Here is a 12,612-nt window from a genome sequence, read left to right as displayed (position 1 = left end):
ACCTGATTATAGTTTTAATTGATGAACCTTTTGTTTGAGCCAAATGACGAGGTAAGCGGCTAATATACCGATGATTGCTCCGACAATGATATCTCCTGGAAAATGAACTCCAAGGTAAACTCGACTATAGGCGACCAGCCCGGCCCAAGGAATTAAAAGCCAGCTATATTTGACATGGTCGCGGAGTAAAATCCAACAGAAAAAAGCCACAGCAAAAGAATTTGACGCATGGGATGACGCAAAGCCGTATTGTCCACCACAACCCTTTAAAAGGTGAACACTTTCCGAAAGGGAAGGATCATAACAAGGTCTTAACCTTCCAACCCAAGGTTTTAAAATCCCAGAGGCGACTTGATCACTGATAAAAACAAGGGCCGTAATGCTCACCAACGTTATAGCGATGTGTCCTTTTTTATGTTTGTAAAGTAAATAAAGCAGCAGCGCGTACAGTGGAATCCAAACCCATTTATTACTGATTAGAGGCATTAGGAAATCGAAAACGTCATTATGAGCTCCATTTAGAAGCTTAAATAGCGATTTGTCCCACTGCTCGAGTTGTTCAATCATGAATTCCAATCAATGCCCTTTTTGAGCAACCTTAAAGTATCTGCTTCTTTGGATTTGCTTGAAGGGTTAAAATCATATTCCCAACCCGCTTCTGGCGGCAGACTCATTAAAATAGACTCAGTTCTTCCGTCAGTTTCTAGGCCAAATTTAGTACCACGGTCGTGGACTAAGTTAAATTCTACATATCGGCCACGTCTCAAACGTTGCCATTCCTTTTCGGTTTGTCCATAAGGTTTTACGGCATTCTTACTCATTAAGTGCGTATAAATCGGAGCAAAGCTGAGTCCAACATCTTTCACAAAGTTGAAGATGTCGGCTTTCGAGTGCTCCTTGCCTTCAGACAAATGATCGAAGAAAATACCTCCAATACCACGTGTTTCTTTGCGATGCTTGATGTAAAAGTAATTATCGGCCCAATCTTTAAACTCAGAATAGTAGTTCGCATCATGTTTGTCGCAAACGGCCTTGAGTTTACCATGAAAGAATGCCGCGTCATCTCGATCGATATAATGAGGTGAAAGATCAATGCCGCCACCAAACCAGTAAGTACCAGTCGACATTTCGAAATACCGGATATTCATATGAATAATCGGTACCCAAGGGTTTTCAGGGTGAAGGACAATAGAAACACCGGTGGCAAAAAAGTCGCCCTCGGTCAAGCCAAAAGACGCTAAGATTTTCTCTGGTGTTTTTCCATAAACCTCGGAAAAATTAACCCCGCCTTTTTCAATGATATTACCATGTCGAATCACGCGGGTTCGGCCACCGCCGCCACCAGGCCTTTCCCATCGATCTTGTACGAAATTAGCTAAACCATCTGCTTTCTCTAGGCCAGCGCAGATGTGGTCTTGAATGTTTCTAAAAACACCTGAAATGTGTTCTTTATTGACTTGAGTCATACTGCAAAAATATCACAATGACGGTAACGAAAAATTGTCTGACGAAATTAAAAATAGAAACCATAAACTCTTGCCCCTGAAATAGAGTTACTTACAAGTAATGCCTACCGCTCGTTAGGTTTTTATCGGAAATGATCTGAATAATTGGTTATTTTTAACCTCAATCAAAACCTATCAATGGAATTGACCAAAGAAGAAATCACAAAAGTTTCCAGCGCTAAAAAGTCCGTTCTTTCAAAAAAGATGCTAGAGAAAGCCTATCGTTTAATGCAAACTGCCTATAACATGGCCGTGTTGTATGATGAAAATAGAGCTGTCTGTAGTAAGTATGTTCACAGTACATCACGCGGACATGAGGCCATTCAGCTAGCTAGTGCTTTTCAGTTACAAGCTTACGATTATGCGGCTCCTTACTATCGTGACGAGTCCATTCTTCTAGGGATCGGTATGGAGCCACATGAATTGATGCTTCAGCTGATGGGTAAAAAAGATGATCCGTTTTCTGGCGGCAGAACTTATTATGGTCATCCATCATTGAAAAGAGAAGGTTTCCCAACCATTCCACATCAAAGTTCAGCCACGGGTATGCAGGCTATTCCAGCAACAGGTATGGCACATGGACTACACTATTTAGAATCTCAGGGACTCTTATCCTCGAATAATAAATCGGTAGTGCTTTGTTCCCTTGGCGATGGTTCTGTTACAGAAGGAGAAGTTTCTGAAGCCATGCAGATGGCAGTTTTACATCAGTTGCCGATCGTTTATCTAATACAAGATAATGATTGGGGGATTTCAGCTACAGGAAAAGAGATGCGCGCAATGGATGCTTATGAATTTGCTGCGGGTTTCAAAGGAATGGAGCGAATGCGTGTTGATGGCGCCGACTTTGTGGACTCGTATGAGGGTATGAAAAAGGCCTTTGACTTTGTGAGAAAAGAACGCAAACCGATCTTGGTTCATGCAAAAACGCCTTTGCTCGGTCATCATACTTCTGGTGTAAGAAAAGAATGGTATCGAGGAGATTTTGACCTAGAAGATCATCAAAAGTCTGATCCTATTCCGACTTTGAGAAAGGCACTGAAAAAGTCTGGCTATAAAGAAGCCGACATTATAAAATTAGAAGACGAAGCCAAAGCATATGTTCAATCTGAATATGCTCGAGCTTTAAATGCAGAAGATCCAGACCCAGCGACGGTTTTAGATCACGAGTTTGCCCCAACACCGATTACTGAAGAAAGAGGGCAGAGAAAACCTCGAGGAGCAGAAAAAGTAGTAATGGTAGATGCCGCGCTTCATGCGGTAGATGATATTCTCAGAAACGTGCCAGAATCGTTGTTCTATGGGCAAGATGTTGGTGGTACGCTTGGTGGTGTATTCCGTGAAGCGGCTACTTTAGCTCAGAAATACGGGGATAGTAGAATTTTTAATACGCCTATTCAAGAGGCCTATATCGTTGGATCTACAGCTGGTATGAGTGCCATTGGTGCCAAGCCGATCGTAGAGATTCAATTTGCCGATTATGTATGGCCAGGGATCAATCAATTGGTTGAAGAACTTTCTAAAAGTTGTTATTTGTCTAAAGGACAATTTCCTATCCAATCACTTATTCGTATTCCGATTGGCGCATACGGAGGGGGAGGTCCCTACCACTCTGGTAGTATCGAATCCACTTTATTGAATATCAGAGGTATAAAAGTCGTTTACCCTTCTAACGCAGCCGATATTAAAGGTTTAATGAAAGCAGCCTTCCATGATCCTAACCCTGTCGTCATGTTGGAGCACAAAGGATTGTATTGGTCGAAAGTACCAGGCACCGATGACGCGAAAACATTTGAACCAGATAGCGAATACATTGTTCCGCTTGGTAAGGCAAGAGTTGCACAAGAAGCAAGTGACGAGGCGATGGAAAATGGTGAGTCGTGTACGGTTGTTACCTATGGAATGGGAGTGCACTGGGCCAAGGCTGCTAGTAAGAAATATCAAGGTCAAGTAGAAATACTAGACTTGAGAACACTCAATCCATTGGATTGGGAAGCTGTAGTGGCATCTGTTGAGCGCCATGGTAAGGCACTAGTATTAACAGAAGAGCCTTTAATGAATTCATTTGCGGAGTCATTGGCCGGAAGAATTTCTCAACAATGCTTCCAGTCTTTAGATGCACCAGTAATGACTTATGGATCGGCCAACTTGCCAGCAATACCATTAAATGTAGACTTGGAGAAGGCAATGATGCCGACTGCTGAGAAAGTTGAACAAGTCCTCTCTGAATTGATCAACTACTAAAAAGCGTAACCGACACCGATATTGTAAATCGTTTGGTTTGGTCTGGTGAAAAGGCGTTGCCAGCGTTCACCCTTTGGAAACCTTGGGTCTTTAATTTTATGGCCAACATCCAACCTGAAAACGAGGAAGCTTAAGTCTAGCCTTAAGCCAATACCTGCACCGATGGCAATTTCATTGTAAAAGTCATCCAGTTCGAATTTTGCACCAGGAGATACCCTGACGACTTCGCCTGCGGCAGGTGTCTCATTTTCCCTAAGTCTCCAAATATTACCAGCATCAATGAAGAAAGCCCAGTCAAAAAGCCCAGATATTTTGGCCCTGTATTCGGCATTGAGTTCTAACAATACTTCACCCGGTTGTTCAAATAGGTAGCTGTCTGCGCCTGTTCTGTTAGGAACTAGCTCACCGTTTTCTAATACGTTTTCGCCAGTATCATCTAACAAATAGGGAAAAGAAGTGCCTGGTCCCAATCGACGAGGGTTCCAAGCTCTATTACTACTGCTACCTCCAGTAAAGAAATACTTTTCATACGGTAGGGCGTTGTTGCCGCTGTAAGGGTCCGCTATACCCGTATTTAGTCTCAGTGCAACAGCTTTTTTACCCTCTAATGGTATATGTCGTCGATAGTCGAATTGTACTTTATAGAACTGATAGTTCTCGAGCTCATTGTTTTCCAGGAGTCCTCGTCCGACGAGGTCATAGATAGTACCGCCAGTTTCTACAAAGAATCTGATAAAGGTCGAAGGCCGTTCGGAGTTTCCATAATCAAAGTTATAGGAAGCATTAAATGATGAACTTGATACAAAGGATTGATTAAAAGAGAAGGCTAGAGTATTCCCTTGAAGTAACAAACCCTCCAATAACTTATTGAATTCAGAATCGGTTACAATATCTGTATCAATTAAACTGACATCGGCTAGGTTGAATGTGAAGTTCTTCGTGTTATCAAGATTTTGCCAAGAATAGCTTAAAACCCCATTTAAGTTTCTTCTCACGTACTCAGATTCTCTATCCACGAAGGAGTACCCAAGAGATACTCTAGTTCTTGGATTAAAAGTCGATTTATTGAGGTTTCGCGAATTAAAAGGTGTCAAGAATCGAGGGAAGACTAAGGAAGTGTTACCCCCATACCTGACACTCCTGAATGTATTTCTTTGGTCAGATGCAGTACTTACACCATCAATTCCCACAAAGCCCGTGAGTGTAAAAATTTCGGATCCTTTAAAGATATTCCTGTTCTTGAAAGTGAGGTTATAAAAAGGCCCAGGGGGTCCTTCTGTCACGTTTACGCCAGCTTCTTGGGTCAACTGATACTTTTGAAGAGGAGCGGTGAAAAGGTTGGTCACGAGCTTCCCAGGGACACGCATCGTGTCGATATTGATGTTCACGAAACGAAAAAGATCCATATTTAGCAGTTGGCGCTGCGTATTTTCGATGTTTCTTTGATTGTAAAGATCACCTGGCTTAAATCGAAGGCGTGCGTCGAGTGCTTTGGCTGAATAATTAAAAGTCCCAAAATTGTATTTAATCCCATAGTAATCATCTGAGCTTAGAATAGGAGAGTTACCATTGGTGTTCACAAAAATGGAGTCCAGTCTGTAAGACTGATGAAAATCTTTGTCTATCGGTTTGTTGATGATCGTCGACATCCACAGATCAGTTTTTGGCGGGTCTTCTAACACCTGAAACTCTATGTAGCGCTTATTAAATCCGAAATACCCATTGTTTTTTAACAGCACGTCAATCCGACCCCTTTCTTTATCAATATTGCGTCTGTCATAATATGCTCCTTGATCAAGGAAAGAACTTCTTTGATTCTGCTGTAAAAGGCTAGTTATCTTTTCGTCACCAGTTCTTACAATTAAGCTGTCGATGAAGTTTCTAGGGCCTTCATTAATAAGATAAGTGAGAAATACTTTTCTATTCTTTTCTGTTTTCTCAACCGTTACGCTAGAGCTTCGAAACCCTTCCACATTAATGAGGTAAGAGTTAATGCGTTCCCGAATTGCCTCCACTGTTAAACTATCATAGACAGAAAGTGGGGAGCCAGTTTTCATTCGGAAATTACCATTCTCCAACTTAGCATCGTACCGATCGGTAACCCGTTGTCTCTTCAATTGAAGCTTGTCAGTGCTTTTTCCCGCAGAATCCCTTTTAGCGATTTTATGATCAATTTTTAGTAGCGCTTTGGATTTCTTGCTGTTGAGTTTAGCGGTGTCAAAGTTATCCTCGCCTTTCTCATAAAGTGCGGCGCCAACAGGTCCAAGAATGGGGAAGCGGACGTTTGGTTTTAGGGTAATGAGGTCAAGTACTTCACTTTCGCTGGCCTTATCTATACCCTTAACTTCTTGTTTGAAAAGCCACTTTTCGCCATCCTCTAAATGTCTAACCCCAGCGCAGGAAGCGAATAGTCCTGCCAAAAGGATAAATAAAATGAGTTGAGTGCTTAACTTCACAGAGAAATAAGGATATGCTTACTAAACGACTAATTAAGTATTTTAAATCTCTGCAATTAAAGAAATATAGGCTTCAAGAGCGAAAGTTTTTGGTCGAAGGTGCAAAAGGTGTAACGGAGGTGCTTGAATCTGGATTTCAAGTTTCCTATTTATTGGGTACCCAAGAGTTTTTAAATACGCTTTCAGAGAAGCAAAAAAGTCGTGCAAAAGAAGTAATCATATGTAAGCCGATCGATTTATCACAAGCAGGAACCTTTAAGACAAATAACGCGGGTATAGCTGTTGTGGACATGCCTGATGACGAGGGTGTATCTCTTTCAGAAAACGAATTGAGCCTTGTTTTAGACGACGTCCGCGACCCTGGAAACTTAGGGACGATTATCAGAATTGCGGATTGGTATGGCATTAAACACATCTATTGTAGTTTGGAAACTGCCGATGTTTTCAATCCTAAAGTGATCAATGCCACAATGGGGTCATTTACTCGGGTCAGCGTCCAATACTGTGACATCAAACCTTTGCTATCTTCCTGTAAAATGCCAGTTTATGGTGCGCTCCTGAGTGGAGAGTCGATTTATAAAACGCAATTATCACCTAATGGTGTAGTGGTAATGGGTAATGAATCCAAAGGGATAAGTGACGAGTTGCTGCCTTTTATTACTAATCCCATTTTAATTCCTGCCAGAGGAGGAGCCGAGTCGCTTAACGTAGGGGTAGCGACGGCTGTAGTTCTGGACAACTTTTTTAGAGCCTAGTCTATACGAACTATTTATTGCTGATTGCTGGCTTCTGCCATCATCTCTTCCGCTAGTTCTTTTCCTAAATACTTATCGATTAAGTAATGTGCTACGTAGAGCAGCGGCGTTAATGCTACTGCAATAAGGAATTTGTAAATGTAGTTGGTTGTACCCACGGCTAAGACTTGACTCAGCGACCATCCTCCGAGAAAATAGAAGGCTACCACTAATACAACGAAACTGTCTATTAATTGAGAAACTAGGGTGGAGCCAGTAGCTCTAAGCCAAATTTTATGCTTACCAGTCACTTTTCTAAGCTTATGAAAAACATAAACATCCACGAACTGGCCAATGACAAATGCCACTAGTGAGGCGAAGATAATGTTTAAGCCTTGGCTCAAAACCATTTCAAAAGCATAATTGATATCAAATGGATTGCCGTTCGCATCCTTTTCAAAAACACCTAACCAGAAGTCGGCAGGGGCTAAACGCATAGCCAAGTAAATGGTCAAAAACGCGTAGGATATTAGGCCTACTGTGATAAAAGTGATTCTGCGGACACCTTTTTTGCCAAAGTATTCATTGATAATATCCGTGGTGATGAAAACGACAGGCCAGAGCACTACACCCGCAGTTAAATTGAATTGAAGTAAAAAATCACCGAATAAACTTATGTCTAAAGGCTCGTAACCTAGCGTTTTTTCCACAGAGAAAATCTTGCCGCCGATCAGCTCAGCAATAAGGGCGTTGGTAATGAATATTCCACTAAGAATAATGAATAGACTGGTCTTTTTACTGCTTAAAATGGACTTACTCATGGATTTATAAGTCTAGTACAAAATCTTCACCTTCTATGGCCAATTGTGATTCTTCAAAAACGGCTTTGGCTTCGTCTTCAAGCGGTTGAAGCTCTTTATAGCGGATAGAAAAATGGCCAAGGAGTAATTTACCTACCTCTGCTTTTTTTGCAATTGTAGCGGCTTCTTTTGCTGTGCTATGGAAAGTTCTGGCTGCTCTATCGGCATGCTCCTCCAAGAAAGTAGACTCATGGTATAACATATCCGCTCCCTTAATTATCGGCACGATTGATTCATCGTATTTTGTATCGGAGCAGAAAGCGTAAGAGAACGACTTTTTAGGAGGCATCGTTATCTCTTCATTTTTGATCACCACTTCACCGTCTTCGTTCAAGATATCTTCCCCGTGCTTCAGTTTGGTAATATTTCTTATAGACAAGTTTGGTGGGAGAAGGTCTTTAATGAGTCTTCGGTTCTTCTTCTTTTCCCTGAAAAGGTAGCCGCTACACGGAATTCTGTGGTTTAAAGGGATAGAAATTACTTCCACGAAGTCATCCTCATGAACGACTTTGGAAACGCTAGTATCTACCTCTACAAAATTGATCGGATAGTTGAATACCGTTTCAGAGTATTTCAATTGCATGGTGATAATTTCTGAAAGACCCCTTGGGCCGTAGAGGTCAAGTTTTTTGGAGCGTCCCATCAAGTGCATGGTCGATAAAAGCCCCATAAGGCCTAAATAATGATCGCCGTGCAAATGAGAAATGAAGATGTGATTGATGCGCTGCGCTTTGATATGGAAGCGCTTAAGTTGTAATTGAGTACCCTCTCCGCAGTCCATCAAATAATATTTACCCTCAATATTGAGTAGTTGAGAGGTGTGATGCCTGCGGTGTGCAGGTGCTGCGGAGTTGGATCCTAATATTTTTATCCTGATACCCAAAATGGAGACTATTCGCCTTCCTCTTCAGGGCTGTTTGCCAAGATAAGATCTTTAGCAGCTTCGTCAGTGGCTAAAATCGTCAATACGTTGTTTAGCTGAGAAATAGTGAGCAGTTTATCAACAAAAGGAGTGATTTCTGAGAGGATAAAAGCGCCACCGTTTTCAGTGTAAGCTCTGTTTCCAGTAAGTAGGGCGCTTAATCCTGACGAGTCAGCGTACTTAGTAGCAGACAAATTTAGAATAAGGTTCTGCGTGCCTTGTGCTTGTAATGAGACTAATTCTGACTTCAGGTCTGGAGATAATGGAGAGTCCAATTTCTCTTCCTCAAGTTTAAATACGGTATATAAATCTTGTTTGTCTATGCTAAACTTCATGTCGTCTATTTATCTATTGATAAGGTAATTATTAATATTCGTTTCAATCCTATTCTGGATGTTTTGGTTCCCGTCTTTTTGGAAAGATTCACCCGTCACTTGTTCGAACAGTTCAATGTATCGCTCTGAGATCGAATTTACAACTTCGGACGTCATTTCTGGTATTTGTTGACCGTCTTTGCCTTGAAATCCATTTTCTATCAGCCATTGTCTCACAAACTCCTTTGAAAGTTGTTTTTGGGTCTCACCATTGGCCTGTCTTTCGTGATAGCCCTCTTGGTAGAAGTATCTAGACGAGTCAGGCGTATGAATTTCATCAATCAGAATAATTTCATCACCCATCTTACCGAACTCATACTTAGTATCTACCAAAATAAGCCCCTGCTTTGCGGCCATTTCCGTACCCCTTTGAAATAGGTTTCTGGTATAAGTTTCTAGCTGGATGTATTCTTCTTCCGCCACAATTCCCTGAGCTAAAATTTCTTCTCTGGAAATATCTTCGTCATGCCCTTCCTTGGCCTTGGTAGTAGGGGTGATAATCGGTTCAGGAAGTCTGTCATTTTCTTTTAGTCCATCAGGTAACGCCACACCACAAAGTGTTCGTTTCCCAGCACGGTATTCACGCCAAGCGTGCCCAGCCAAGTATCCTCTAATGACCATTTCTACGGCATAAGGCTCACAATTCAAGCCAACGCTTACATTTGGGTCAGGACTCGCCGTAATCCAGTTAGGAACAATGTCTTGTGTAGCTCTTAAAAACTTGGAGGCGATCTGGTTTAGCACTTGTCCTTTGAACGGAATAGCAACAGGCAAAATCACATCAAAAGCTGAAATGCGGTCAGATGCGACCATCACCAATAAATCTTCGAAAAAGTAAATGTCTCTTACCTTTCCTCGGTAAAAATTCGTCTGATTGGGGAATTTAAAATGCGTTTCCTTTATGCCTTCAGTCATCAGGCAAAAATAGTTAAAAAAAGAAATTAGGAGGGAAGGATTCTAATTTTCTGAACTGCTCACTAGGTTGCCTCTAGAATACGTTTCAACCTTGATAACCTTCTCTTCGGCATCATAATATTTCCACGTGCCTTGGCGAACATTATAAAGATGGTTTCCCATTACTTTTACCTTTCCAGCCTGATCGTATTCATAGTATCTCCCAGACTTTTGTCCATTGAGATATTTGGTTTCGGTACGCTTTTTTCCACTAGGAAAGTAGCCTACTTCTGTACCAGTGTTTCGGCCATACTGGTAAGGGATTGTGCGTTCAAGAATGCCCTGATCATTGAATACTTTAATATTCCCGTTGATCGTGTTCTCGTCGTATGGTGTATCGGTTTTTAACTGGCCATTTTCATGGTAGGTTTTCCAATGCTTTACCTTATAGCCATTTACGAAGAATTGTTCCGTCTTTTTTTGCCCGCTTTCATAGTATTCGGTAATAATAGCGTCTTTCGTTACACGGGTATAATTTTCTAACCACATTAGTTTTCCACTTGGGTAGTAAACCATGTTTTCACCAATTTTCGCCCCTTTTTGATATGTGAATGCTTCCTTCAAAACGCCGTTGTCATAGTAGGTGTTTCTGGTGCTATCATGTATCCCATCGACATAGGTGCCTTCATCGATCAGTTGACCTAAAGAGTTGTAATGTTCATAAGAACCGTTTTTAAAGCCTGATACATAAGTATACCGCCATTCCTTTTTACCGTTGGAAAAGAAGGTTTTGTAAGGGCCGTCAATACGGCCATCTTGGAACGTGTAAACAGATGACACTTGGCCATTTTCATAGTAGTGTTTGGCCGCACCTTGTTGCTTCCCATTTACATAGGTGAACTCCTGCTTGAGTTTACCACTAGGGTAGAATTCTTTTGCTAGACCATTTGGCGTACCATTATCGAAAGTGGTAATGGTTTTTAAGGTTCCATCTTCGTAGTAAGACTCTATTTTGTCGTCTAGTTCGCCAGCTAGATACTGCCCTTTTTGGATAGGAAACCCATTCCTAGACAAGATTTGAAATTTGCCCGTTTTTAAGCCGTCTTTGTAGGTGGTTTCAGATAGCGGTTTACCGTTTTCGTAGTATTCTTTGAAAACTCCACTCGGTTTTCCGCCCTTGAATTCTCCCGTAAGCGATACTGATCCAGATTCAAAAAACTTTGTATAAGTACCTTCTATTTTTGTGGAGTCTCCATCTACAATATTGTAGGTCTCTTTTTTGTTTTTGTATTCCGGTGGGTAGTAGGTCGTGACTTGTTGCGCTTGACAAACAACAAGTGTAGCGAGTAAAATTAGTGTGATGAATGGTGTGCGCATAAAAAAAGCCTTACGTAAAATTACGTAAGGCTTCCAATAATATTATAATGTTCTTACATTTTCTCAATGACAATGGCCGAAGCACCGCCACCACCATTACAAATTCCAGCTACTCCAATGCTTCCTTCTTTTTGTTCAAGCACATGGCAAAGCGTAGTCACAATTCTGTTACCCGATGCACCTAGCGGATGACCTAAAGCGACGGCTCCACCATTTACATTAACTTTCTCAGGATCTATGCCTAGCTCTTGGTTATTGGCGATAGCCACTACCGAAAAGGCCTCATTGATCTCATAATAATCGACATCGCCTTTTGCCACATTGGCCATTTCCATAGCTTTTGGAATAGCCAAAGCTGGGGCAGTAGTAAACCAAAGTGGATCTTGAGCTGCATCTGCAAAACCTCTGATTTTTGCAATTGGTTTTAAGCCAAGCTCATCTGCTTTCTTCTTGCTCATGAGAACCATGGCAGAAGCACCATCATTAATGGTAGATGCATTGGCAGCGGTAACCGTACCGTCCTTGCTAAATACTGGTCTAAGGTTTGGTATTTTGTCGAAGAAAACGTTTTTGAATTCTTCATCCTCTGTCATCATAATAGGATCGCCTTTACGTTGAGGAATCGCTACAGGTACAATCTCGCTTTTGAAAAGTCCAGCTTCAGTTGCTGCTGCGGCTTTCTTGTATGAACCGATAGCATATTCATCTTGAGCCTCTCTTGAAATATTCTTCTCTTTGGCCGTGTTATCGGCACAATTACCCATCGGAAATTCATTATATACTTCCCAAAGGCCATCTTTTACCAACCCGTCTACTAATTCTCCATTACCATATTTGTAGCCATAACGAGCTTTCGGGATATAGTAGGGGATATTGCTCATGCTTTCCATACCACCAGCAACAATTACATCTTGAGCGCCCACCATAATTGATTGCGCAGCTAGCATAATTGACTTCATACCAGAAGCACAAACTTTATTAATGGTAGTACATGGCACATTGCTACCAATACCTGCGCCCAGAGCGGCTTGTCTTGCAGGAGCTTGTCCCAAACCTGCAGAAACAACATTACCCATGAGTACTTCTTGTACTTGGTCTGGTTGGATATTGGCTCTTTCCATAGCGCCTTTAATGGCGAAAGAACCTAATTGAGTAGCAGAGAAACCTGCTAATTTTCCTCCAAAACTACCGATCGGCGTTCTGGTTGCTGATATAATATAGACTTCGTTCATCAAAAATATAGTTT

At 41.5% G+C, this 12,612-nt stretch carries 11 protein-coding genes; 2 read left to right on the top strand and 9 right to left on the bottom strand.

Annotation, left to right across the window (positions count from 1 at the left end; genetic code table 11):
* Positions 1 to 6 precede the first annotated feature (6 nt).
* Entirely contained in the window at positions 7 to 567 is a 561-nt protein-coding gene (locus BFP71_RS17285; protein ID WP_069836668.1) for a phosphatase PAP2 family protein, read from the bottom strand.
* Entirely contained in the window at positions 564 to 1,466 is a 903-nt protein-coding gene (gene hemF, locus BFP71_RS17280) for an oxygen-dependent coproporphyrinogen oxidase (RefSeq protein ID WP_069836667.1), read from the bottom strand. Before hemF ends, BFP71_RS17285 begins: the two co-directional genes overlap by 4 nt.
* 177 nt (positions 1,467 to 1,643) lie before the next feature.
* On the opposite strand from hemF, the gene BFP71_RS17275 reads away from it, so the two are divergent.
* A complete protein-coding gene (locus BFP71_RS17275; protein ID WP_069836666.1) occupies positions 1,644 to 3,749 on the top strand; it encodes an alpha-ketoacid dehydrogenase subunit alpha/beta in 2,106 nt (701 codons plus the stop codon).
* Here the strand turns inward: BFP71_RS17275 and tamL are convergent.
* Complete coding sequence (tamL, locus tag BFP71_RS17270) at positions 3,746 to 6,169, bottom strand: translocation and assembly module lipoprotein TamL (protein WP_141719796.1); 2,424 nt, start codon at positions 6,167 to 6,169, stop codon at positions 3,746 to 3,748. The two genes, BFP71_RS17275 and tamL, sit on opposite strands and share 4 nt — an antisense overlap.
* 50 nt (positions 6,170 to 6,219) lie before the next feature.
* Here tamL and BFP71_RS17265 point away from each other — a divergent pair, with 50 nt between their 5' ends.
* Positions 6,220 to 6,960, top strand: coding sequence for an RNA methyltransferase (locus BFP71_RS17265; protein ID WP_069836664.1), 741 nt, complete (start codon positions 6,220 to 6,222; stop codon positions 6,958 to 6,960).
* A gap of 14 nt (positions 6,961 to 6,974) precedes the next feature.
* Here BFP71_RS17265 and BFP71_RS17260 read toward each other — a convergent pair whose 3' ends face one another.
* Genes BFP71_RS17260 through BFP71_RS17235 form a run of 6 tightly spaced genes read right to left on the bottom strand, consistent with a single transcriptional unit; the run spans position 6,975 to position 12,598 of the window.
* Positions 6,975 to 7,760, bottom strand: coding sequence for a queuosine precursor transporter (locus BFP71_RS17260; RefSeq protein WP_069836663.1), 786 nt, complete (start codon positions 7,758 to 7,760; stop codon positions 6,975 to 6,977).
* A 4-nt stretch (positions 7,761 to 7,764) separates the two neighbouring features.
* Positions 7,765 to 8,682 (bottom strand): ribonuclease Z, encoded by a 918-nt coding sequence (locus BFP71_RS17255; RefSeq protein ID WP_069836662.1) that lies wholly within the window; start codon positions 8,680 to 8,682, stop codon positions 7,765 to 7,767.
* A gap of 8 nt (positions 8,683 to 8,690) precedes the next feature.
* Complete coding sequence (locus tag BFP71_RS17250; RefSeq protein WP_069836661.1) at positions 8,691 to 9,056, bottom strand: STAS domain-containing protein; 366 nt, start codon at positions 9,054 to 9,056, stop codon at positions 8,691 to 8,693.
* Between the two features lie 9 nt (positions 9,057 to 9,065).
* Entirely contained in the window at positions 9,066 to 10,010 is a 945-nt protein-coding gene (locus tag BFP71_RS17245; RefSeq protein WP_069836660.1) for a phosphoribosylaminoimidazolesuccinocarboxamide synthase, read from the bottom strand.
* A 42-nt stretch (positions 10,011 to 10,052) separates the two neighbouring features.
* Positions 10,053 to 11,366 (bottom strand): toxin-antitoxin system YwqK family antitoxin, encoded by a 1,314-nt coding sequence (locus BFP71_RS17240; RefSeq protein WP_069836659.1) that lies wholly within the window; start codon positions 11,364 to 11,366, stop codon positions 10,053 to 10,055.
* A 53-nt stretch (positions 11,367 to 11,419) separates the two neighbouring features.
* Entirely contained in the window at positions 11,420 to 12,598 is a 1,179-nt protein-coding gene (locus tag BFP71_RS17235) for an acetyl-CoA C-acyltransferase (protein WP_069836658.1), read from the bottom strand.
* Between the last annotated feature and the right edge of the window lie 14 nt (positions 12,599 to 12,612).

It is taken from the genome of Roseivirga misakiensis (assembly GCF_001747105.1).
Lineage (GTDB): Bacteria > Bacteroidota > Bacteroidia > Cytophagales > Cyclobacteriaceae > Roseivirga > Roseivirga misakiensis.
The sequence above is the reverse complement of the archived record's forward strand: the minus strand, read 5'-3'. Positions and strand labels throughout refer to the sequence as shown.